At 44.6% G+C, this 24851-nt stretch carries 22 protein-coding genes; 17 read left to right on the forward strand and 5 right to left on the reverse strand.

What is annotated here, in order from left to right; all coding sequences use genetic code 11:
• Positions 1-22 precede the first annotated feature (22 nt).
• From FPZ45_RS06675 to FPZ45_RS06685, 3 genes are all read left to right on the forward strand, one after another.
• On the forward strand, positions 23-565 hold the full coding sequence (locus FPZ45_RS06675; protein WP_144699698.1) for a GNAT family N-acetyltransferase: 543 nt from the start codon (positions 23-25) through the stop codon (positions 563-565).
• 97 nt (positions 566-662) lie between these two features.
• Positions 663-1088, forward strand: a complete 426-nt coding sequence (locus FPZ45_RS06680; RefSeq protein WP_144699700.1) for a DMT family transporter — start codon at positions 663-665, stop codon at positions 1086-1088.
• Between the two features lie 60 nt (positions 1089-1148).
• The gene (locus FPZ45_RS06685) at positions 1149-1613 is read left to right on the forward strand and encodes a DMT family transporter (protein WP_144699702.1); all 465 of its coding nucleotides are present in this window, start codon (positions 1149-1151) and stop codon (positions 1611-1613) included.
• Between the two features lie 514 nt (positions 1614-2127).
• On the opposite strand, the gene FPZ45_RS06695 is transcribed toward FPZ45_RS06685, so the two are convergent.
• Positions 2128-2673: a TetR/AcrR family transcriptional regulator gene (locus FPZ45_RS06695; protein ID WP_144699704.1), complete on the reverse strand. Its 546-nt coding sequence runs from the start codon at positions 2671-2673 to the stop codon at positions 2128-2130.
• Between the two features lie 177 nt (positions 2674-2850).
• Here FPZ45_RS06695 and FPZ45_RS06700 point away from each other — a divergent pair, with 177 nt between their 5' ends.
• The 11 genes from FPZ45_RS06700 to FPZ45_RS06750 all read left to right on the forward strand — a co-directional run bounded on the left by FPZ45_RS06700 (position 2851) and on the right by FPZ45_RS06750 (position 18886).
• Positions 2851-3576 carry a dihydrofolate reductase family protein gene (locus tag FPZ45_RS06700; protein ID WP_144699706.1) on the forward strand — a complete coding sequence of 242 codons (726 nt, stop codon included), beginning with the start codon at positions 2851-2853 and terminating at the stop codon, positions 3574-3576.
• A 43-nt stretch (positions 3577-3619) separates the two neighbouring features.
• The gene (locus tag FPZ45_RS06705; RefSeq protein ID WP_144699708.1) at positions 3620-4618 is read left to right on the forward strand and encodes an aldo/keto reductase; all 999 of its coding nucleotides are present in this window, start codon (positions 3620-3622) and stop codon (positions 4616-4618) included.
• A 248-nt stretch (positions 4619-4866) separates the two neighbouring features.
• Positions 4867-6030, forward strand: coding sequence for an outer membrane protein assembly factor BamB family protein (locus FPZ45_RS06710; RefSeq protein ID WP_186438261.1), 1164 nt, complete (start codon positions 4867-4869; stop codon positions 6028-6030).
• 373 nt (positions 6031-6403) lie between these two features.
• Positions 6404-8233, forward strand: coding sequence for a copper amine oxidase N-terminal domain-containing protein (locus FPZ45_RS06715; protein WP_281284888.1), 1830 nt, complete (start codon positions 6404-6406; stop codon positions 8231-8233).
• A 387-nt stretch (positions 8234-8620) separates the two neighbouring features.
• Positions 8621-9619, forward strand: a complete 999-nt coding sequence (gene bioB, locus FPZ45_RS06720) for a biotin synthase BioB (protein ID WP_144699714.1) — start codon at positions 8621-8623, stop codon at positions 9617-9619.
• Positions 9620-9949: 330 nt separating this feature from the next.
• Positions 9950-12079 carry a transglycosylase domain-containing protein gene (locus FPZ45_RS06725; protein ID WP_144699716.1) on the forward strand — a complete coding sequence of 710 codons (2130 nt, stop codon included), beginning with the start codon at positions 9950-9952 and terminating at the stop codon, positions 12077-12079.
• A 240-nt stretch (positions 12080-12319) separates the two neighbouring features.
• Complete coding sequence (locus FPZ45_RS06730; RefSeq protein WP_144699718.1) at positions 12320-12520, forward strand: hypothetical protein; 201 nt, start codon at positions 12320-12322, stop codon at positions 12518-12520.
• 241 nt (positions 12521-12761) lie between these two features.
• The gene (locus tag FPZ45_RS06735; protein WP_144699720.1) at positions 12762-13160 is read left to right on the forward strand and encodes a DoxX family protein; all 399 of its coding nucleotides are present in this window, start codon (positions 12762-12764) and stop codon (positions 13158-13160) included.
• 372 nt (positions 13161-13532) lie between these two features.
• A complete protein-coding gene (locus FPZ45_RS06740; protein WP_144699722.1) occupies positions 13533-14723 on the forward strand; it encodes an oxalate decarboxylase family bicupin in 1191 nt (396 codons plus the stop codon).
• A gap of 759 nt (positions 14724-15482) precedes the next feature.
• Positions 15483-17330: a terpene cyclase/mutase family protein gene (locus FPZ45_RS06745; RefSeq protein ID WP_144699724.1), complete on the forward strand. Its 1848-nt coding sequence runs from the start codon at positions 15483-15485 to the stop codon at positions 17328-17330.
• Positions 17331-17941: 611 nt separating this feature from the next.
• On the forward strand, positions 17942-18886 hold the full coding sequence (locus FPZ45_RS06750) for a metal-dependent hydrolase (protein ID WP_186438263.1): 945 nt from the start codon (positions 17942-17944) through the stop codon (positions 18884-18886).
• Between the two features lie 25 nt (positions 18887-18911).
• On the opposite strand, the gene FPZ45_RS06755 is transcribed toward FPZ45_RS06750, so the two are convergent.
• The gene (locus FPZ45_RS06755) at positions 18912-19361 is read right to left on the reverse strand and encodes a hypothetical protein (RefSeq protein WP_246120346.1); all 450 of its coding nucleotides are present in this window, start codon (positions 19359-19361) and stop codon (positions 18912-18914) included.
• Positions 19362-19654: 293 nt separating this feature from the next.
• On the reverse strand, positions 19655-20734 hold the full coding sequence (locus FPZ45_RS06760; protein WP_144699728.1) for a lactonase family protein: 1080 nt from the start codon (positions 20732-20734) through the stop codon (positions 19655-19657).
• A 443-nt stretch (positions 20735-21177) separates the two neighbouring features.
• Between FPZ45_RS06760 and FPZ45_RS06765 the strand changes: the two genes are divergently transcribed.
• A complete protein-coding gene (locus tag FPZ45_RS06765; RefSeq protein WP_144699729.1) occupies positions 21178-21723 on the forward strand; it encodes a hypothetical protein in 546 nt (181 codons plus the stop codon).
• 282 nt (positions 21724-22005) lie between these two features.
• The gene (locus tag FPZ45_RS06770; RefSeq protein ID WP_144699731.1) at positions 22006-22551 is read left to right on the forward strand and encodes a DUF421 domain-containing protein; all 546 of its coding nucleotides are present in this window, start codon (positions 22006-22008) and stop codon (positions 22549-22551) included.
• Positions 22552-22632: 81 nt separating this feature from the next.
• On the opposite strand, the gene FPZ45_RS06775 is transcribed toward FPZ45_RS06770, so the two are convergent.
• Together FPZ45_RS06775 and FPZ45_RS06780 are read right to left on the reverse strand one after the other, a co-directional pair.
• Positions 22633-23109 carry a GyrI-like domain-containing protein gene (locus FPZ45_RS06775; protein WP_144699733.1) on the reverse strand — a complete coding sequence of 159 codons (477 nt, stop codon included), beginning with the start codon at positions 23107-23109 and terminating at the stop codon, positions 22633-22635.
• A gap of 42 nt (positions 23110-23151) precedes the next feature.
• Entirely contained in the window at positions 23152-23631 is a 480-nt protein-coding gene (locus tag FPZ45_RS06780) for a hypothetical protein (protein WP_144699735.1), read from the reverse strand.
• 101 nt (positions 23632-23732) lie between these two features.
• Here FPZ45_RS06780 and FPZ45_RS06785 point away from each other — a divergent pair, with 101 nt between their 5' ends.
• Positions 23733-24701, forward strand: a complete 969-nt coding sequence (locus tag FPZ45_RS06785; RefSeq protein ID WP_281284885.1) for a helix-turn-helix transcriptional regulator — start codon at positions 23733-23735, stop codon at positions 24699-24701.
• Positions 24702-24851: the final 150 nt, after the last annotated feature.

Consider the following 24851-nt stretch of genomic DNA (forward strand, 5'->3'; position numbering starts at 1 on the left):
CCCCACATCTGGAGGTAAAAAAATGAAAATTTCCGAAAGTTGGAACACGAATAGCCTTAACATCCGTAGGGCTGTAACTGAAGATATTGAAGATTTGAATCGGATTTGTGCTTCATGGCAAGATAAAATTGATCTAGAGGGGGAGGGATTCCCGGAAGGATATATAGAAAATTGTATGATTAATGGTGATCTGCCTCCAATTAAAAATGCTCACATCGCTAATTATTATTTTATGGTTATTCAAAACAAAGATGGGAAGATAATCGGATTTTTTGATTTATATCATGGTTATCCGGATAATGAAACAGTTTGGATAAGTATTTTTTTAATTGATAGAGAAACTCAGGGAAGCTCCTTCGGTCAAGAAGCTATCCAATCCATCTGCGATGAATGTATGAAATCGGGATGGAAATCAATGGGGTTAGGTGTCCATTTAAAGAACTGGAAAGGGCTTCGCTTTTGGAACAATAATGGTTTTAACAAAATAATTAAAATTTCTGGGGACAAAGAATATAGTGCAACTACATTTTCAATTATCGGACTTAAAAGAGAACTATTCATATAGTTATTTCATTCATGGAGCTTAAAGGACATATGTCCTTCCCAATAGGGCCGGTTTTATTTTTTAATGAAAGAAAAGAGTTTTATTGGGGAGTGGGAACATGATTGGGATTTTATTTGCGTTTCTAGCCGGGGCCTTTATTACATTGCAGGGTGTAGCGAATGCTCGAATCGGCCAAGATATCGGCACCTGGCAGGCAGCGACGATCACCCAGTTTACCGGGTTCACGGCGGCTTTGTTGATCTTGCTGTTTGTCCTAGATGGCAAATGGCAAAAGTTTAAAGAAGTGAAGCCGATCTATTTGACGGGCGGCGCTTTCGCGGCTATCGTCATTTCCAGCAACGTCACGTCGATTCAGCACATCGGGGTTACGTTAACGATCGCTTTTGTGCTGATTGCCCAGTTGGGCTTGACCTTTCTCGTCGATCGGAACGGATGGTTCGGGGTGGCCAAGACGAAGATGGGGCTGCCGCAATACATCGGCATCGCGATGATGATCGCCGGCGTGGCAATCCTACGGTTCTAAATTAGATTTTGAAGTCGAGTCATATTTACGCATGCATCAACAAAAGGAAGAGGAGAGATCATGGTTTTAGGCATTTTATTGGCACTTCTGGCGGGATCGCTGGTCGGCTTGCAAAATATTTTCAACAGCAAGTTAAATGAACGGGCAGGAACTTGGGCAACGACTACACTGGTATTAGGATTGGGATTTCTGGCTTCCATGACGATCGGGTTTCTTATCGAAGGGAAGCAGCTGTTTGCGTTGCAGACCATGCAGACTTGGTACTGGTTCAGCGGTTTGATAGGCGTTGGGGTGGTTGTGTGCATGGTACAGGGGATTAAGCGGCTTGGCCCCATGTATGCCGTCTCGATCGTTCTCACCTCGCAGCTTGCGTTTGCGCTGTTATGGGATTCGCTCGGTTGGTTAGGGCTGACGCAGGTTCCTTTTACATTCAAGCAGTTGATCGGCGTGCTCGTCATTGTCGGCGGTATTCTTGTGTTTAAACTAGGCGGCGGTCGGGTAGCCCGGCCAGTGGCAGCAAAGTAATAGAAGATGTGAAGTATTTCACTAACAGAGTGCGGTGGTGAACAGAACCATCGCACTCTGTTTTTAATGCTCAGTAAAGGGTAGGAATCGGAGGACATGATGAGGCATCGATGAATCGTGGATCGATACCATAAAAGTACCAGTATGATCCGCTCCATCTATACCCTGCAACGCCGTCCATATCGACAGATGTCGGATAAAACCAGAAGTTCTCGCCAGACCTAAGCCAAACATAGGTGTATTGGTGCAAGCAATCTACGATATAAGAAACAGCGGGTTTCGGCGGGATGAATGTGGGAGGAGGAGACTGCGGCGCTTGTCTCATGGGTCCTTTATTTTCCATATGGGCCATATCATCACTCCTGGCAGAAGATATTCATGATTTTGCATGCAAGCGTATCCTATACTATGTAGGCGATTAACCACTTGACTGTATGCATGCCTATCCGGTCTTCGCACAGTTGTAATTCGTTAAACGGCAGGATAGTTCAGTTCATTTAAGCCAATCCTATAGTTAAAGATTCCTATCCAGCAAAATCCCCACTTGTTCCGCTATCACATGAGGCGGTTCTGGTAGTTCTTTCGTGAAATACGTTTCCATCATTCCAACGATCGCTGTTCCTAGAAATTTTAGAATCACATCTTTGCTTAATCCTTTATTTATTCCTTGCGTTGTATCTACCTCCCCCTGTAATTCTTCAATGACAAACTCAAGGAAGAGACTGCGAAAAGAAGGAGCGCCGCTGCTTCCTAACATCGTTGAAAAGAATGAATCATTACTTTTAAGGTATTCAAATACAGTGATATTCGCATCTTTAAAAGTCAAATGAGATGCGGCTTCGCAGCGTCTCTTCAGTTCGTTGATATGTTCTTCGGTTATCTTATCCAGAAGATCATATTTATCCATGTAGTTGTCATAGAAAGTTCTTCGCCCGACATTGGCCTTATCGGAAATTTCCTGAATCGTAATTTTATCGAAATTTTTTTCAAGCATAAGTTCAATAAAAGAGCTTTTTATTGCTTCTTGAGATTTCAGTATTCTTCTATCCATCGTTGACATTAGGGTAGTCACCATACTTTCTTAAATTAACTGCACAATCTTAATCCGCTTGTGCGATAAGGCACAAATAGCATGCATTTGATCGTTGCTGACAATCTGTTCTCATTTTATATTATATACAGATGTGCGGTATCGCATCAATGTATATGTCAAAAACTTTAGAATAGGAGACGATCAATGCGACAGTACAAAGTGATCTGTCATATGGCAACTTCATTAGATGGAAAAGTTGAAGGGAACTACTTAGAAACTCCAAGCGCAGAGTACTTTGGACAAGAGTATGAAAATATCCATCAAAAGTATAAGCCTAAAGCATGGATTTGTGGACGAGTCACTTTTGAAAAACACTTTACAAATGGAGAGCAAGTGGATTTATCAAATTATTCGAATGCTGATGTTTCTCGTGAAGACTTTATTGCAGATAAAAATGCTGCAGCATTCGCAATTGCCATTGATCCATCAGGTAAACTAGGGTGGAATCGAAGCTCGATAAGTGAAGAAGAATATGAAGAGCGCCCAGATCAACATATCATCACGGTGTTAAGCGAAAATGTAAGCAATCCATATTTAGAACATCTTCGGGCAATTGGAGTTTCCTATATATTTGCGGGAAAAACCGATAGGTTAGATTTAAAACTCGCGCTTGATAAAATCAGCCGATACTTTAACATCACCGAATTTATGCTCGAAGGCGGAGGATATATCAATGGTTCGTTCCTAAGTGCAGGTTTAGTGGATGAATTAAGTTTGATCCTAGTTCCAATGGTAGAAGGGACTAACAACGCAGTCTCGCTTTTTGAATATGGCGACAATCCATTTCGACCTGAGGTCGAGTTTACTTTAGAAAAAGTAGAACAACTTGAGAATAGTGGATTATGGCTGCGCTATCGGTTGAAGAATTGAAATTAGAAGCGATAAAACTTTGTATAGATGGAGGAAGACTATAATGAAAACAGTCGAATTAGGTACACAGGGTTTAAAAGTGAGCGTAGAAGGCTTGGGCTGCATGGGAATGAGTAAAATGTATGGCCCGAGTAACGACGAGGAGAGCTTGGCTACGCTTCGTCGTGCAATCGAACTCGGCATCACTTTTTTCGACACGGCAGAGGTTTATGGTCCGTTTCACAACGAAGAGTTGCTTGGACGCGCATTCGCAAGCATTCGTGACCGTGTAGTCATCGCGACCAAGGTCGGAATTGGCTTCACTGATGACGGCAAGCCCAAAGTCGTCGACGGCACTGCTGTCGTAGACGGTAGTCCAGAGAACATCATCAGGGCAATCGAGGGGTCACTTCGCCGGTTGAAGACGGATTACATCGACCTCGTTTATCTTCACCGCATCGATCCAAAGGTACCGATCGAGAAAACCATTACGGCGATGAGCAAACTGGTCACTGACGGTAAGATTGGTCACATCGGTCTGTCCGAGGCAGCAGCCGGCACAATCCGCCGTGCACACGCTGTTCACCCTATCACTGCCGTCCAGACCGAGTATTCCCTGTTCGAGCGCGGTGTGGAGTCAAACGGCGTGTATGAGACGGTGCGCGAGTTGGGCATTGGTTTTGTTCCTTACTCGCCGCTAGGACGTGGGTTCCTGACCGGTCAATTTAAGGCCGACCAGCTCGACCCTACCGACTTCCGTAACTATGACCCTCGGCTAAGCGGAAAGAACTTAGAGACCAACATGCGTATCGTCGAGGCGATCAGCCTCATCGCTAAAGAGAAGGGAGTTAAGCCCTCCCAATTAGCATTGGCTTGGACCATCGCACAGGGTGGCGTCCCGATCCCAGGCACCCGACGGATTGCGAATCTGGAGGAAAATGTAGCCGCGGCGGATATCGTTCTGTCGAAGGAAGAGTTGGCTAGGCTTGACGAAGTCGCCCCCGTCGGAGTCGCATCGGGTGACCGTTATTCCAAAGGCGGTATGTCACAACTCAACCAATGATCGATTATCGATATTAACGATCTGGATTATACCAGGAGGCAGTGCGGCAATAAAAAACAGCGGGTTTCGGCGGAAACTTTTCAAGAGAATGTACGTCTATCTACTATATGGTAAAAAATTGGTGGAAGGTTGATCTCATGAGTATCCGTCTCACTAAACCTATTCTTTTGATTACGTTGGTAATAGCCTTTTTCTGGGCTCTGACTCGGTCTGTTTTCGCTGAGGCGCCGCATTCGTCATTTAAAGGGATGAACTGGACGCCCCCCGATACGACCGCTACCGTCAAACCGAAATGGAGTGTCGCTATAGATGTTCCGAAGGATCTGGATACAATTAATGCGGGAACGGTCGCAACTGGGGCAAACCAAGTTTACATCTTCCAAAATGGTCATATGCTCGCGATAAGCGCGAAAACGGGTGAGACATTATGGACATACGGGTCGAAACTTGTTTCACCCATTGCGTACCACGCTGGGGGTGTATATGCCGTTTCCGAAGACGGGATATTGCATGCCATCGATGCAGTGAACGGGAAGATGAAGTGGACGACGAATGTCAAGACATCGGGTATCGTCGGGTTATTCGTAAATGGGGACAAGGCGTACGTCTATAACGGGCATGTTCGGGCGTTTGATTTGAAATCAGGAGCGTTACTTTGGACGGACGATTATCCTTATGAATTCGATCTCAAGGACATTGCTTTCGCTAACGGGAAAATACTTGTGAGTACGGTGTTTTCAGGTGCTTACACCTATGACACTCTTCTATCTTTCGACGAAAGCAACGGTCATCTTGCCTGGGAAGCATTCAACGAAAGCAGCCCGTTAGTTGTCAATGAAAATCAGATTCTCGTGCAACAAACTTCAAACCTGATGAGTCAGCTTGAAAAGACGACCTTAAACACGATCGATCTGTTGACTGGAAAAGTTGTAAAAACAGTCGAATTCAAAGAAAACGGCAAAGCCTGGATCGAATCCGGGCGCGTGTATATATTCGCATCGGGAATTGTCTATGCCTATCCGTTGGACGCGGATCCCACTAAAGTCACGAGAGATTCTTATCGATCGGACAGTTCTTATAAAAACTACTGGGCGGGAGGCCCTGACGCGGACAGAATATTATTTACGGATGGAGTTAACATAACGGGCTCGAAGCTTGTCAATAAGTCGGTCGTATACTATGGCTCTGCGGGAGCTCCAAGGGCCTCTATCGCCCGATTCGACACATTCGAAAATGGGTTATATATTGCTTACTCTGATGGCCGGCTGGAGGCGAAAGATTTAATTACGGCGAAGAGAGCGTTTGTGCTGCAAATGCCGGGGAGAGTATTCGGTCCTACTCAACGTGAAGATGGCATGATCATCGTTCAATCCCAAGGAAGGGTTAGTGCCGTTCCCGAGCCAACCTATTAAAGGCTAAGTAACGAAATATCAGTAGAGTTTGTGATAGTGGTCTTACGATAACGGGTACTATTATTACAAAAACGCAAGGCTGCCGGCATAATCGGCAGCCTGTTCAGTTATATGGCATTTAAATATCGATTTAGTAATAAATTTCATTATATAGGAACATTTTGTGAAACATTTGCCTTTTATTGACGTTATTACATATGGCAAGTGAGACAGCACGCCAATAAAAGCATAGAAGGAGTAACCTATGAAAAGGAATTTTCCGCTTCTATTATTATCCTCACTCCTAATGGTATTATTTCACTCGCCTTCGTCTTTTGCTCAGGAAACGTCGACAGGCCTAGCAAAAATCGTTTTAGTTCAAAATTCCACGCAAATGTGGTACAACGACAACTCTTTTACGGCGGCTCAGCCGCTTACAACGGTCAAAGGTGTGACATACGTCGCGGCGAGTTCGTTCATGAATGCAATACTCGGCACGATCGCTTACGACGCGAAGACCAGGCAGTACACTCTGATCAGCAGGAAAGACGTCCTGAAAATGCAAGCGGGCAAATCCGCGTATTCGGTTAACGGAGCTTCGAAGACAATGACTGGCGCACCGTACACGATCAAAGGTACGTTAATGATTCCCATACGCACCGTAGCTTCAGTCTTCGGAATGACGTTAAAGTCGTTTCCGTCGGAGAAGAAGATCGTATTGACATGGTCCAACGCGCCGATCGCGAAATTCTCCGTATCCGATACGAATCCTTACGCGACCCAGACCGAGGTTAAATACAAAAATGAAGCCTACCATCCGGGCGGGTTGGCGATCGTGGAAGAACGTTGGGAGAACAACGACGCGATCTTCGATGAGGCCGGCACATATTCCGTTACCCATTGGGTGAAAGACGAGAGAGGCACGTGGAGCGATCCTTACACGGTCTCTATTACGGTCCATCCTCCGAATCAACCTCCGATTGCTTCCTTTGCGACAGACAAAGACATCTACAGGATGGGAGAGTTGATCTCTTACATCGATCAAAGTACTGATGACGAGAATCAGATCATCAGTGCCGCATGGAAGAACAATGCCCGCGGTTTCTTCGTGCCGGGACAGCAGACCGTTACGTTAACGGTAACCGACTCGCATGGAGAGGTCGGTGAATTCTCCAAAACGATCATGATTTTGGACGAAACGTTGTACACAAAAGAAGAATTCGATCTCAAGTATATGGAGATCGGCGAGAAGTTCGATATTAACGGACCTTCCGTGCTGCAATTACCGATGATGGCGTATACCATCAATGACCGAGAGCAGACTCTAATTCGCGCCAACAGCCCGGAGACCATGCTTGAGGAAGGCATCTATTACGAAGATAACGTAAACGGGAACGTCCGGTTTATGCTTCATAATCGGAACGGTCGTTCCACGCCAATGAAAATATACATACTCCTTACGAACAACAATGCCGATCCCGTAAACGTCCGATTGGGCGCGGTGGGCATGGCGGGTCCGAACCGGATCGTCTCTACCGTGGGCAAAGCGGTTACCGGAAGGTTTCTGGAATCTCTACTGAACCCGAAATACTCTTATTTGCAAATTCCGGCCGGTGAGAGTCGTCTCATTTTCCAAGAATACAGCAGTAAAATCTTAGAAGAAGGAGACGTCTACTCCATGTTCGCGGACGCCCAATTGAGTAATTATCTTGACTTCAAAGTCATCGCGATCAACGCCGACCGCGATCTGACGTCTGCTCTGCCAACTTTGCGAGTATTACCGAGCCACGAGAAACACATTCGAGGAACTTTTGAGAATGCGAACCGAGTCATGTACGTGAATCAGACGATCGGCGACGTGAAGAGCAGGATGGTGCTCGCTGACAATTTCGTGGATACGAGGCTTTCTGGAATTGACAAAACGACTGGGACTCCTGTTCTCAACGTGGGTAACTATGGCGTTGTATATACGATCCAACTCGGTAAAGTGCAGCCACACACGGCTATCGGGATAAACCCTCGCGGGGGACATTACGCCGGCGCGTTCAATGTGAACAATAAAACCGTTTATGCGACGAACACGAGTATTCTGAACAATCCGAATGAAGTGTGCATGCTCTATAAGACAGGGGATAGCGTGGAGACGGTGACGATCACGTTTACGCCTGCCAACGGGAGCATGTTGCCTATCAATTTACTCTTTCTGCCTATGCCGACTCACTAAGAATCGCGCCGACGCAAAGATGTGCTGACAGCTGCCGTTTTCATTTAACTAACTTTATCCCAAAAAGCGACAAACGAATACGAATTCTAGCTCAGGGCGATCTGGTGCATCCCGAATCTCTTCAACAACTGATAGGATTGCTTGCGATTCCAACCTTCCTCTGACGAGTCCCGAACCTCAAATACAAGTCGCCTCTGTTTACATCGAAGTATTGATTTGATAAAATAACTAATTGTTAACCTAAAATTAAAAATTAGGTTAACAATTAAAAGTGGATGGAGAACATTAAAACGTACCACGGGGATACAATCGGGGCTGTATGCGTCGGTGCGATTCCACCTTATCACGATACGCTGTAGCAATTCGAACCATGGGAGGAAGATTAATTTGAAAACTAATATAATAGATAAAAATTGGCAATCTCTTGCCGAGAAAGCATTGAGCGGAGAACATCTAACTTTACAGGAAGGACTTGCAGTGCTCGAAGCTGACGACGATGAAGTACTTTCGATCATGAATGCGGCATTTATGGTGAGAAGACATTTCTACGGCAAAAAAGTGAAGCTGAACATGATCATTAATGCAAAAAGCGGCCTTTGTCCTGAGGACTGCGGTTATTGTTCGCAATCGATCGTTTCGACGGCGCCGGTCAGTAAATATACTTTGCTCGATAAAGAAACGCTGCTTGCAGGTGCACGCGAAGCGATGGCTCGCAAGGCCGGAACTTATTGTATCGTAGCAGCCGGGAAAGGACCTACGGATAAAGAACTTAATCAAGTAGTTGACGCGGTTAAAGAAATTCGGGAGACGATGCCGCTGAAAATTTGCGCATGCCTGGGCATTCTCAAGGAAGATCAAGCCGAACGACTTGCCGAAGCCGGTGTTCATCGGTATAACCACAACTTGAATACTAGTAAAGCCAATTACCCTTCCATAACCACGACCCATACTTATGATCAGCGAGTTGAAACCGTAGAGAAGGTAAAGATACACGGCATGTCTCCTTGCTCCGGCGTTATTATCGGCATGGGCGAGACACATCAAGAAATCGTTGAAATGGCTTTTGCTCTCCGCGAACTCGATGTAGATTCGATCCCGATCAATTTCTTAAACGCGATACCGGGAACTCCTTTAGAGCATGCAGGTCGCACCCCTTCGATAAAAGCCCTAAAGGTACTAGCCTTATTCCGACTGGTTTGTCCTTCTAAAGAAATCCGCGTAGCTGGCGGCCGCGAGGTAAATCTCAGAACACTGCAACCCATGTCTTTATACGCTGCAAACTCATTGTTTGTTGGCGATTATTTAACGACGGTTGGTCAAGAAGTGTCGGCTGATCATCAAATCATTGAAGATTTAGGATTTGAAATCGAGTTGAACGCTCTGTAAGGCGATGACACCTCAACAACGTACTTATTAATGGATGAAATCACGAAAAGGTAGAACGCGTAGTCGGCGAAATCAAGTCTGCAGGTATTTAACCATAACGAGTCAACCGGCATGATAGGTAGCGATAAAGACCCGCGTAAATCGCGGGTTTTCATTTTGTAGGTAACAGGCAGGCGCTTTATTTATTCGACGTGCTCTTCAACGTTGAAGATGATCGTCCATTTGGTAGAATCTTCATTTGACTTCAAGTAGAATTTTTCCCATTATTATATACCTAACAGCTATCTAATTTGGGTTTAATGATACGGTTTACCGCATAAGGAGTCTGATATGAAAGAGCAGAATTTAGTCAAAGAACAAGAAAACATTCGTAGAGACTCGACAATGTCTGGTCGCTCTGGGTTCTATAAATTATTGATGCGGTTTCGGATTTTGATCATCGGAATCCTTCTCGGGTTTGTGTCGCTGGCGGCTATAGGAGCCTATTGGATACATTCACTTGATATTGAAAAGTTGGTTGTTCCAATATTAGCGCCAACTCAATTGCTAGATAAGAATGGTGAGCCCAGCTCCCAGATGGTTTCCGTCAAAATCGAATCCGTATCGCTCGACCAAATTCCGTTACATATGCAGCAAGCGATCGTCGCGGTCGAAGATAAGCGATATTTCGATCATACCGGAGTGGACGTTTTAGGCATTATTCGAGCTGCGTTCCGCAATTTGAAGGAAGGCGGCGCAGCGCAGGGCGGTAGCACGATAACCCAACAACTCGCCAAAAACGTATTTTTGACCGGTGATAAAACGTTCTCGCGCAAGCTGACGGAAGCGGCCTATGCCCTCAAAATCGAATCTTCTTATAATAAAGACCAGATTCTCGAAATGTATTTGAATCAAATTTACTTCGGTGAAGGTCAATGGGGGATACAGAGAGCCGCTAAGCGGTATTTCGGCAAAGACACGAAGGACTTGACGTTGTCCGAATCCGCCTTATTAGCCGCATTACCGAAAGCTCCCAGTCGTTATTCTCCGCTTAAGAATAAGGAACTCGCGTTGGAGCGGAGGGATCTTGTACTCAGTTTAATGCGAGATGATGGTTTCATATCGAATGAAGAGTATAACCAAGCGATAGTTGAGCCCGTTAAAGTACTTAAGGAAGCTCCTTCGGATCAGACTAATTATTTGCTAGGTCAATATGCTTCATATACAGATGAAGTGATCGATGAAGCCATTGAATTATATGGATTTACTGAACGCCAGTTGTTAGCAGGAAATCTTCTCATCTACACAGAGCTGGATCCCGTCGTTCAGAGTGCGATGGAAGAAACGTACCGCAATGACTCTCTGTTCCCTGTAAGTGCGCCCGATCAGCTCGTTCAGAGCGGAGCAGTCATCCTAGACCCGTCTACAGGAGGCGTTCGCGGGATCGTAGGGCAACGGGGAGAACATGTTTTTCGTGGTTTCAATCACGCCACACAACTTATGAGACAACCCGGTTCGGCATTCAAACCGCTGATGGTCTACGCACCTGCACTGGAAATGGGATATGATGCAAAATCGATGCTGTATGATGGTCCACTAGACATTAATGGCTATAAGCCTAAAAATTCGGATCACCGAACTTTGGGGCAGGTATCGCTTCGAGATGCGGTTATCCAGTCGAGGAATATTCCTGCGGTCTGGTTATTGAACGAAATTGGACTGAAAACCGGAAAATCGTTTGTTGAGAAGCTCGGCATTCCGCTTGGTGCAGAAGATAATAATCTGAGTTTGGCGCTGGGCGGACTGTCCCAAGGGGTATCTCCTCTTCAGATGGCGCAAGGCTACAGTGTCTTTCCTAATCTAGGGGTTGAGTTTCCGGCTCATACGATTACCAAAATCACGACGACAGATGGACGAGTGCTAGCTGAAGCCGAGCATCAATCGGTTACCGTTATGTCACCGGAGAATGCACATGCAATGACTGAACTGTTGCGCGACGTTGTCCGAGAAGGAACAGGAAAGAACGCGGCAATGAATCGTCCGGTGGCGGGCAAGACGGGTACGACGCAGCTTCCGCAGAACAAACAGTTCGCAGGGATTACCGGCGGTGCCAAAGACGTTTGGTTTGTCGGTTATACGCCGGAATTGGTAGGGGCGGTTTGGCTTGGCTACGACAATACGGACAGTAAGCATTATTTAACGACATCAGGTGGTCAATATCCGGCTTTAATCTTCAAAGAGATGATGTCATTGGCCTTAAAGGGTGTTCCGGTATCAGAGTTTAAGCAGCCCACGATAGGCAAGAAAGATAAGAACGATAAGCAAGATAAAAAAGATAAGAAAGATAAGAAAGACAAAGATAAAAAAGATAAGCAAGATAAAAAAGATAAGAAAGACAAAGATAAGAAAGACAAGAAGGACAAGAAAGATAAGAAAAACAAGAAAGATAAAAAAGATAAGAATGAAAATGGTAATTTCTAAACCAGAAACCGAACATAGCTCCGAAAAGCCCAAGCGAACCGGTAGATCGCCGATTCCATTGGGCTTTTTTTTTGTAATATGACGAGGAGAGATGTCCCAGGGCTGTTAAATCTATTACAAATGCGGATTATGGATCGATAGGTATAAATGCACTGCTCTTACGCTTATCCTTGCATAAACTGACCGTATGATATCAATCACAATGCATGAACCTGGAAGTAGTAGGAAGGAGGTGTCCCTATGGCAGTTCCGAAAAAAAATCGTAATCGAAAGAATGTCCGTATAAGCACTAAAATGCGTAAACCATCAAAACCTGTGCGTACTAAAGCCTTTTCCCCGTTTGGATTCAATCGTTTCGACCGATTCGACCGATTCGAACGTTTTGAACCATTTGAACGTTTTGAGTTTTTTGATCCATTTTTTCCATTTTTCTTCTTTTGAAGAGGCTGCCGGGATTTCATCTAAACAACTACCTCCGTCATTCTTATTAAGATTGGCGGGGGCTTTTTTTATATCCCATAATTATCCTCATGGTCTTTACACATATTAGATCTGGAATTCCATGAGTATTCCGATTCGTACAATACAGATTGTCCCAATTGATGTACCTTATAAAAAACTACTTTTGATGTGATGAAATTGGCATTGACATCAACCCCTCAATCAAAGGAGATCTTAATCAATGAAATGGGTATCACGCATTCTGCAAGGATTATTAGTGCTGGATTTTCTGTTTGCTGGTGCTACTAAAATCTTCTCTAGCGCCGATCAAATCAAGGAGATGTTCACCGACAATCTGGGAACGCCGGCCGCTTTGATCTACACCGTCGGTGCTTTCGAAGCGCTGGCAGCGCTGGTTCTTCTCGCCGGCTACCGCAGTCAGAAGGCGGCAGTTGTTTCGATCGCTGTCATGCTAGTCATCTTGATCGGTGCGACTGTGACGAACCTCGTAGCAGGCCTCGTTGGGGAAGCCATGGTGCCATTTGTTGTCTTGATCTTTGTGGCCATCCTCATGTACTTGAAGCGTGATGCGCTCAAGAGCTTTCGTATGTTAAGGGGCATGAATTCAATTTCCAAGTAACTGAACGAACTAGTAGACAAGGCTTTGGCCTATACCCAATCGTAAGTTCGGTACACAAGTATGATATAGGCTAATGCGATTGTTACGCTTAGTCTCAGATTGAAGATACACGCTTTCGTTTCAAGATGAAACGAAGGCGTCTTTTTTCTGTGCCAAGTTTTTAATCTGTAATGTTGAAATTCAAGTATCATTTTCTGACAGCTAGTTTCATTATTTGGTTCAGTTTCACTGCGAATCGGCGCAATCTGCAAGTTTGTTGGCAGCATAAAAAAGGTGGACATATCTCCAAATCCTAATTCCATTCATAACTTATATTGGGCACTTACCCAGTAATGATATATGAAGTGTTTCGAGCGAGGGGTGTAAATTATTATGGAAAATGAAACACGGAATGGAAATATACCGCAGCCGATAAGGAATGATGGTGCTGGTTGGTACGATTTGGGACCACGGGACGTTATACGAGACATTGAGAACCCTGACATGCTAGTTTCGCCTGCCACCGATGCTGGTTCGTTGCCCAATATGAAGTTCTCTTTCTCCGACGCTCATATGCAGTTAAATCATGGCGGTTGGTCGCGGGAAGTGACGATTAGAGAGCTGCCGATAGCAACCACGATTGCCGGGGTGAATATGGCTTTAACTCCGGGTGGCGTGCGTGAGTTACACTGGCATCAGCAAGCGGAATGGGCTATCATGCTTGTGGGGCGAGCGCGCATTACTTCAGTTGACCAGAACGGTAGGAACTATATTGCCGACGTAGGTGTAGGCGACTTGTGGTACTTCCCTCCCGGAATTCCGCATTCTATTCAAGGGTTGGAAGAAGGTAGCGAGTTTTTGCTCGTCTTCCCTGACGGTAAGTTTTCTGACCTCAATACTTTATCTATCTCAGATTGGTTCGCACATACGCCAAAGGATGTACTATCGGCGAATTTCGGTGTTCCAACAAGCTCTTTTTCTCATATCCCGAATCATCAGCTATACATCTATCAGGGAACCGTGCCCGGTCCAATCGAAAGTCAGCAGGTAGCAGACCCGCAAGGTACGATACCATTATCCTTTACACATCGACTGCTCGCACAAAAGCCGATTGTAACTCCGGGCGGGACTGTGCGTATAGTCGATTCTTCCAACTTTCCGATTTCCACTCAAATTGCCGCATCGTTGTTGGAAATCAAACCTGGCGCGATGAGAGAAATGCACTGGCATCCCAAAAATGATGAGTGGCAATATTATATCTCAGGTACGGCGCGTATGACGGTATTTGCACCCAATGGCACTGCTCGTACTTTCGATTATCGAGCTGGGGATGTAGGATATGTACCGTTAGCAAACGGTCACTATATTCAGAATACCGGTGATACAAGCCTTTGGGTTATGGAGATATTTAAGAGTGACCGCTTTGAAGATGTTTCGCTTATTCAGTGGATGGCGCTTACACCTCATCAAATCGTACAGAGTAACCTTAGTGTAGGACCGGAATTAATGAACGCATTGCGAAAGGAAAAATCATATATAGTCAAACATCCTGGGTATTCCTATTACCCAAGAACGGATAGATAAAGCGGCTGGCGTCGATTACTGGAATGCGGCAATCGATACGTACTAGCTGAATTTTTTCAGAAGGCAATGGATGCACTAAGTAGGAAGTAGAGTTTGGGTGGGATAGATGCTAGGGGCGCAGTTGCAAACCTAATACCTAGAAATTAAGTTTCGGGCGACATACTCCTGTTTGGCCGTGTCCAACATCTCTTGCCAGTCGTCGAAGAAAGTATGATTTGCTATGTGTTCGTTAAACAAGTCGTTGGGGATGTTTTGAAAGTCTTCCTGACAGTTGACTTCAAATCCCCCGGCGTCTAACATTTCCTTAAATGATGTGAAGACTGTGAACTTCTTCATAAATGAAGGAATGAACAATGTTTCAAAAAAGTCGGAAGGTGTTTTCTTCAATCTTCTGTACACTTCGGCATATTCTTCAGTCCGCTCAGCATTTCATGGATCCCATCTAATTTATTTTTAAAAAGAAACTCCTCCCTGTAACTGGCCCCTTGCATCATTTGAAAATATATCCTAATTCGCCGATGTTTATGATCGTCGATTTTTTTTGCCTGAATACCTGATTTTTTCACCATCGAAATCCCAATCATTAATTCGCATATTTACATTATTTTTATTTCAATATAGATTCTCCCCAACAGCAAATGCTCATATAGGCAAATGATTGAAATTCTGTCTGATAGGGTGAAAACCTCTACCAAAGTATCACACCGTACATAGTATGAGCCAAATAAGGTGTGAACCGCCTGTTTCGGGGTGTAAAATATGCAAATACTGGAGGAAGTACAAGCAGAAATTGAACGATGCATCAGTCGACTGAGGACGGAACAACATGCGGACGGTTCTTGGAGGTATTGTTTTGAAGCAGGACCAGTAACAGACGCCTATATGATGATTCTCTTAAGCACCCTTAACAGCCCACACAAAGAGCTTATTCCATTGCTGGGTCAGCGCTTGCTGAACAAACAGGCAGCGAATGGAGCATGGAAGCAGTTCGACGATGACGAAGGTCATCTCTCTTCTACGATCGAGGCTTATACAGGGCTGCTGCTTTCTGGTTATTCGGATCGACATGACCGCCATATGCAATTGGCGGAAGCCTTTATCCTTCGTAACGGCGGAGTCGAGAATGCTCATATTTCTACCAAGTTCATGCTGGCTTTAAATCATCTCTATCCATGGCCGGCCTTTTATCCGATTCCGCTATTTTTATTGCATTTGCCTAAGTTTATCCCCTTTAGCTTTTACAGATGGAGTTCCTATGTTCGCACTCATTTTGCCCCCATATTGATTCTTTGCCACATGAAATTCTCGCTTAGGAAGCCATCTGCACCGGACATTACTCATTTATTTGTAACTCGTAAACACAGGAGACTGGATAGAAAGGGTCGTTGGTTACAGAAAAGCCGGCCAACTAATCCTATCTCTAAGGCAGCAATTAAGAAAGCGGAGCGCTACATGCTTCAAAATATAGAACAGGACGGCACTCTCGGCAGTTATGCGAGCGCCACCTTCTTCATGATTTATGCTCTTCTGTCTCTCGGCTACCAACATGATTCTCCTGTTATTCAGCATGCCATTCAGGGGTTAACCTCTTTTGGATACCAAATAAACAACGAGGCCCATATTCAGAACTCTCCTTCTACGGTATGGGACACGGCGCTGATCTGCCATTCTTTACAGGAAGCGGGATTAACGACAGAAGATCCGGCGATTCAGAATGCTGCTCAATATTTACTCGCTCTTCAGCAAGGGGAACTGAGGGAGGAGGGAAGGAACACTCTTAATCGCCTCTCAGGAGGATGGGGATTTTCTGAAAGCAGCACCGCAAATCCGGATGTGGATGATACGCAGGCCGTTTTGCGGGCGCTTACGCGGTTTGCTGACCACCAAATCGACTATCGGGAGGCATTGAGAACAGGAATTAACTGGTTGTTAGGAATGCAAAATGACGATGGGGGCTGGGCAGCCTTTGAAAAGAACAGCGTCCCATCCATGACTCGCCAATTCTGTATACAGAACTTTGCCGATACGGCTGTAGATCCTTCTGCAGCAGATGTAACAGGTCGTACCCTTGAATTTTTGGGCAGTCACTTAAAGATGACAATGACTCATCCCGGGGTTCAAGACAGTGTATATTGGCTTATCAAAAATCAAAAAAACGATGGATCATGGTATGGCCGGTGGGGAATTTCTTTCATCTATGGTACATGGGCCGCTGTCACCGGGTTGAGAGCAGTTGGAATGTCTGCCGATCATCCGACCATTCAACATGCGATTGACTGGCTGTTAAAGATCAGGCAATTGGACGGTGGGTGGGGCGAGTCTTGCAAGAGCGATATACACAAAAATTATATTCCTGCTCAATATTCTACGGTGGTTCACACGGCCTGGGCACTCGATACCCTCATTGCCGTCCATGATCAGCCAACTGAAGAGATCAATAAAGGACTGGCCAACTTAATGGAATGGAACAGTCAGGAAAGCAAACGATCATCGTACCCAACCGGTGCCGGGCTGCCCGGGCATTTCTATATTCATTATCACAGTTATCCCCATATTTGGCCCTTGCTCACCTTGAGTCATTATTGGACGAAATACAAAGGCTATTGAGTATAACCCAATTCACTTTTACGAGAAATTAGCCCTGTACCCTTTCTGAACGATCTCATATGCTAAACTATCCCGCCACTAACCCCAAAAAAGCTTCTAATGGTGAGAAAAACGATCTGTACGAAAGGAGAAATTGGAAGAATTATGGCTTATCTTGACCCGCAATTAATGAGAACGTTCAGGTACAAATTCATGCACCCTCGGCATTTCAACCGTGTTTGCGGAATTCTTAGATCCCATCGACTTGAAGATTTAAGAGACTACGGTAAGTGCTGCAGCATGATTGATCAGTTATCCGATTGTATGGGGGTGCCGGTCACACCCGAACAAAGAGAGAACGCAGCCCAGTGGCTGATGAATTGCCGTGTAGATCCTGGGAATCCTTGCGATCGTAGACGGATGTGGAATTTGATCCATGAATTTTGGTAAGAGTTCTAAGGAGCTGCCTAATGGGCGGCTCTTTGTTTTGAGTACTTGGCTGAATGTTAAGAACGGCACCCTGGATGCGTTGAATCATGCGGCAAGATCCATTAAGCAAAGGTGTCCATACACTAAGAACTCTTCGCTAATATGATGTACGAAATCAAAATCGTATTGCCGGAGGTGGAGAATTGGACAGCATCAGTCATTTAACGATAGGAAGTACATTAGCCGGGCTTTTAACCGGAATTCCGGAAATTTCAAATCATCATGAATTCATGTTGCCTATCATGGTATCATGCATCGTCGGATCACTGGCGCCGGATTTGGATGTGATAACAAGGCTTAAGCCGGAACTCTATTTGCGATACCACAGAGGAGCAAGCCATTCGATTTATCTTTTTCCTTTATGGAGTCTGCTCGTAACCGGTTTGCTGAGCGTATGTTGGATAAATACCCCTTTTCTTTTATTATGGCTTTCGGTATCCGCGGGATATCTTTTTCACATTGCGCTTGACCTGTTGAATAGTTACGGCACACAGATCGCCTACCCATTTCGAACGGATAGGAAGGGATATCATGTGTTACCGTTGTTCGATCCCGTTCTGTGGTCGGCTCATGCCGTATACGCTTTAATCTGGTTGTATCAAGGGTTGGAAACCGGTTTTCCTTTTACTTTGCTTTATGCAGGAAGCGTAGCATACATTGGAATTCGGTTTTATTACAGGACAAGGATCAAAAAACAGTTGGAATCAACGCATTCGTCGAGTCAGGTACTGATTTTTCCGACATTTTCCCTATTTAACTGGTCGATTGTACTTGTTCGACATGATGCCGTTCAAGCAGGAGTTTGGCATTACGGGAACATCATTTGGCAGTCTCCGATCAACTTAGGCAGTGCTGGCGACCACTACATCAAGTGCTCGGAGCAAACGGATGCTGTAAAGATATTGAAGAATTTCAGTCCGTATTTGGCGGTTCAGAAAATAACCCATCCTGACGGAATCAAAATCAGATGGTTGGATCTTCGTTACCTGGAAAGAGCGAACTACTGTCTCATGGCTTGTGTCTTCATAGATCAATATTACACCGTCCGGCGGTCTTATATAGGCTGGTTCAAGCCGGAGGCGGAGTGATGAGTAATAAAGGGGGGGGGCAGGGTTAGAAATAGGCGACATCGGGATCAGCAGTATGAAATTGTTTTTGGAATAGGAATCCTGTTGTGTAAGATGTCGATAGTCCTTTTAGTCGAAAAGCTTTTTCAATTTCAACTGCAGCATGGCGTGCATCTTCTACGGTTCTCTTGCCAGTAATGATGTCGTTCATCAAGTTCAAAGCCATAAAATTTGCCGCTTCTTGATCACATTTAGCCGTAGCTTCACCAGCAGTTCGGTCTGGGTATAAACTACCATCAAACTTTGCTAAGTCATCAAAAAATTGAAACGGTACTTTATAATCAATGGTTTGTGCTAAATAATCAAGATGAGGGGTCGGAGTGTTATGAGGTACTGTATGAAGATGAACAACTGTTCGTTTCCAAGGAGCGTTATTATACCAAGTAATTTTTGTCCAGCTTGCGTCATTCGGTAAACCATATTTGTTGATTAACAAATAAACTGTTTTTTTTGGGTTCCCCAGTCCACTGCTCCAAAATTTTATCTAACATCGGAGAAATAAAGGGATGTTGACTATGATATCCGTTCAACCCGCTATACATTTAGAAAATAACCTCCCGCAATAATGGATGAGTTTCTCGGGTATAGGTAACATAATCGTTATCTCCGTTAGAATTTGTTGTTAACTTATTCGGATGCCTAAAAAATGTTCCCAGAAAACTTAATTGCTTGGCATTGCCACATGCTCGAGCATGAAGATTAAGAGATCCCCGTGGTGGATGATTAGAATCAAAGAACAGCTAAACCTTGTGATCCGAAATACGGATAGTGGGCCGAAGCAGCAACCTGTAAATTGACTAAACCACCATCATCCTTGATTTTAAATACTGAGACGGTGCCTTGATTGCCGTTTAGGATATACAAATTGAGACCATCTTTACTGACTCCAGCATCTATGGGTATACCTGTAGATACTCCAACTGGTGTGCTCGTAATATGCCCAAGTACCGTTAGCTGTCCGCTGTTATCTATATTGTAGGTGGATATTGTGCCGCTTAAGGTATTAGAGGTATATGCAAACCGATCATTCCTCGTAGTCGTAACCCAACATGCTGTCTTCTGGCCGTTCGGTACAGAGCCACTGATCACATTCAGAATGCCGTTTTCGCTCATTGAGTATGATGACAGCGCGCTAGAAGCGACCTCCGTAACTAAAAGGATTCCCGAGGATAGGAAGTAACAACCTAACGGCCTTGTACCATTAGAATCATTAATGATTGGTCCTGTAACATTACCATTTTTATTAACATGGAAAATACTGAGACGGTCTGTAGTAAACTCGGATACGACGATCTTACTGCCATTAGGAGTGAATAAAACCTGCGCCGGCTGAGCACTGATCGTACTTAGGTAGTGGACGGCTCCTGGAATAGGTATAAGACGTCCGTTATCTTCTACGCGAAAACCAGCGATATTGGATGCGGATTGACTGGCGGCATTACCTACATTTGAAACATATAGAAGGTTACCGAATATATCTACGCTGTTTGGCAGAACACCTCCCGATGGCTTCACATCGGCTAGAACCAGTCCTCCGCTATCGGCAACGGTAAAACTACTGATACTATTGCTGCCTGCATTAACAGCAAATAAGCGACGGGCATCACGGGACAAAGTTAAGGAGCCTTGTGACACCAGTGGATCGATGCCGTCGTTTGCTGTTACATCTGAAACTTTCCTTGTACCCGTACCTTTCCCATACGTCGGATATGAACCCATAAAGGTAAGCATACCGTTCGTGTCCCGGTAAAAAGCAATGACTTCATTGGAAGTCTCCCTATTGGTCATCATGTAAACCATTCTCGGCATTATGACTCTCCTCCTCCGGCAGTTCGTGGCTCACCATAGATTATGTTATCGATTAATAATATTAGTTTGAGCCAAAAACAATGCCCCAGCAGTAAGTCAGTAAGTCTGCGGGGGCATGATGCTTTGCCTGGTTAGAATGAAATCAGTTCGAGGCTTAGCGTTCATTCGGCACAGCCAGTCCAAATAGAGAGAGCAGGCCAATTGACGATTTCGCGAAGAGGCGGGGGAATGGGCATGTCCGAAAAGTACACTGGACCGTTAAAAGGAAGACCGAGATATAGAACGCGTTAGAAGGCGGTATATGAAACTTTCAAAGTCTGAGCTTGTGGAACTGACAGGATAACGCAACAATCTCCAAATATTTACGTTTTAAATAGTGGAAGGAAAAATTATGCTGATAAGAATCATCAAATTACCATCGTTTGGGGAAGGAAAAATCTATAATGTACAATTCCAATCAAATGCTACGTGCTTTGGAAATACTCATGACAATCACTATGTTGATGTTTCTAGTCGGCTGCAATAACAACAATGTACCTACTGAAACTATGAACAGCAGCACTGACTCGAGTTCAACACCGACTTCAACGTTACCTCAAAGACCTTCTCAGATACCAAGTCCGACACAAAACGGAGAAACTAAAACTTATAATTATGGCGGACTTAAACTTGAAGTAACAAATGTCTACGAAGCTCGAACCGAAAGCATGAATGATGACGGAGGTAATCCCTGGGAATACAGTGTTTTTGTCTGTTATCCCGGTGCAAGTGTTACCGTATTAGCCGCCGATATGAGCGACGTTAATATCACTGCCGATGGTAAGTCTCATGCGAATTGGGGGGTTCTTTTGGCGTCTGGTGGACGGACTGATATCGTGGATGACATGGATTCATTTGATGTTACGCCTGATATACTCGGTATTTATAACCTCGAATCGAGCATCTACGTATTGAAATTAGAAATGTACAAAAATGACTTAAAGACCTAACGAATGGTCTTTTTACGAAGCAACTTGGAAGGTTGAGAAAAACAATTTAGTATTTCAATCGCGAAGCGGCGAAGGTTTAGAAGGACAAGAACATACATTGATTAGACTCCGCGCACTGCGCGGAGTTTTTGTTTTATAGAAGTTAGAGGAGCCGATAAATATGGCAAAGTCGCCTGGCCCGTGGATAAAACAACATCTCCATACAAATAATAGTGGTAAAACGTGGAATTTTTATAAATCTTCAGCTCACAACAAGAAAAACGAAGGAGCCCTAATTACAACTTGAACGAATCCCTAGAGATTATATTAAGAACGATCCTTGCCTATTTATGGCTATGGTTATACACGAGGTTGATCGGCATGCGCCTGATTTCGCAAAGCTCGTACCATTTGTTCGTGCTTGCGATGATGATCGGGACGATCGGCGGAAATATGGCATTCAATCTCAAGATCAGTTTGATGAATTTCATTTTGAGCATGTTCGTCATCAGTGTAATCGGGTATGTGCTGATGAGAATATCGTTATACAGCAAGAAGGCCGACACCGCTATTTCTGGAAAACCGACTGTGATTATTAAGGAAGGAGTACTGTTACAGGAGGAGATGAAGAAGTACAAATACTCAAAGGAAGCATTAATGCAAAGCCTAAGAGGGGAGGGAATTTTCGAACTCGAGCAGGTCGAGTTCGCGATACTCGAGCTGAATGGAACGCTGTCGGTACTTAAGAAACGGAAATATCGAAACGTCACTTGGCAGGATCTTGAAAGTATTACGAGGCTATCTGATGATTCGGATGATGCTTCTGGAGCAAAAAACTGGATCTATTGAACGGTTATTTTATTTTATCGGTATATATCCTTGACACAAAATTATGCAAGAATATATACCGATTGGCGGAGGAAAAACCCCTTATTTTTTAGCCACAGGCACCCAAAATTCGCCGTAGAAAGTGCCGTCACCGTTATCTTTGCGATAAGTCGCGTTTGGACCGCCGATATACGCATAATCGGTGATTTGGGACAAGACTTCACTAAAAGCACGGTAAGTCAACTGATCAAACAAAGTTTCCTTATCGCCATTTCCTGAAATCACGATGTATTCGCTCTCTGGAAACTCGATGATGCGCGTGGCGTCAGATACTGATTTACCAGTTTCTACAGCGAAATAATTCCACGGTTTTCCTTGATATACCTCGTTGACTGACCATTCACGATCGTCTTTTGCGACGTCTTTGAGCTTGGCGAACCGTCCGTCAGCTTTGAGCCTGCCCCAAAACTCAGCTTTTTCATTTTGCAAAGCCGTCATATCTTGAAAATTCGACCGGATTGAGAAACCATATGCAGTCAATGTGAATGATTTTTTGTATTCAAGGGTGTAATCTGCCATTTGAGTACTCCTTTCATCGAGCTCTATAGAATTCGACCGGGATTAGCTTTCGATTTTTTTAACACGAAGCCACATTTCGCCATAGAATTCACCGTTTTCAGCTGGTTTGACGAATGTTGAATTACCGGGTCCAACGTATTTGTAGTCTGTGATTTCTTGCAACATGCCGCCGAAAACTTTGCCTGTGATTTCGTCAGCAAGGCGGTCCTTGTCAGTGCCTGCGCCTGGCACGACAAGGTAGTCGCCAGCGTGGAAGTCGATGACGACAGCGGCTTCCACGTCGAATTCACCCATCACGCCGAAACCTCGCCAAGGCTTGCCGTCGATAACGTAGTTGAATTGATATTCTTGCCCGTCAGCCAGCGCGAGAAGTTCAGCAAGTTTGCCGTTTTCAGTGATTTCGGCTTTTTTCGCCGCGGTTTTTGCTGCATTGCCAGCCCAGTCGTTGAAGTCATCGAATGTAACACCGAAAGCTGTCATTTTGTAGTTTTCCGAAATTGTTTTGATGGAGTAGTTAGACATTTTGTTCTCTCCTTTGAGAAATTATTCTTTACAAGCTTGATTCTATTTGCTGAATGTATCAAAAGTTGATACTATTTCTTCACTTTTGATACAATAAAATCATGAAGAAAACAGAACGAGTGAACCTAATTATGCGCTACATCAATAACCGTGCGCATTTTACGATTGCCGAGATTCAACGAGAGTTCAACATATCCCGCGCGACGGCGATCCGCGACATTAACGAGATTCAGACTATGGGTTTTCCGTTGACGACAGAGCTTGGGCGGGGTGGAGGCTACCATGTCTTGCAAAATCATTATCTGCCCGCCGCCCGATTCACGCCCGATGAGCTGAAGGCGATATTTATCAGCTTTATCGCCTCGAAAAATTCGCAGTTGCCTTATTTGCAAAACCGACGCTCAATCACCGAAAAACTTATTGGCATCGCTTCGCAAACCCAGCAAGACGAGCTGATCGAGCTGAATCATATTTTACTTTTCGAAAATACAAATCCTGCCAATCCGAACCTGTTGGAGCTCGATGATGCTGCGCCTGCAGAGTTGAACCAGTTGATTTCTCTTGCAGTCCGGGATAAGCATTTACGCGTGACTTTTGAAGAGAGTCTTGGATGGCCACAGTTGTTGGACGTTTATCTGCTGCATATTTTTAACTCGAACGCTCAGTGGCTAGTGGAGGTTTATGATTTCGACACGGATGAGTTTCGATATTTGCCTGTTGTGATGCTGCGGGATTCGGCAATTTCTGAGCAGGAGATGAAGTGGACTGAGCAAGAGATTTTAAGCAAAAAACGGCATCGTGCACGTGAGTCCAATCTTGTTGTGAAGCTTGATGCGACTGGGATTCAACGCTTTAAGCGTATGCACCCGCCGGGGATTACTTTGTCCTTTACTGGGATGTTTCAGTCGAGCGGGATATTCAATGTTCAGCTGGATGTGACCCATGTTGAGATGCTCGCGTATTATGCGGATTGGCTTTTGTTTTTGGGAAAAGGGGTCGTGTTTGATCGGATTCCCGATGAGCTGCGAATGATATTGGAAGAGCGTTTAGTCAATTTAAAATTTACTTGAGTAATTCGAAAGAATGAACATAAAGTCAAAAGATGATTTGCTGCGTCGGATTTCCACTTGAATCTTACGTAACGTAATGATTTATTATGTACATAACAGCAGGATGAAACGCAGGCTTACGGCCAAAAAAATCGAACAAAATAAATTCGA

This window comes from Cohnella terricola, assembly GCF_007786475.1.
GTDB lineage: Bacteria > Bacillota > Bacilli > Paenibacillales > Paenibacillaceae > Cohnella > Cohnella terricola.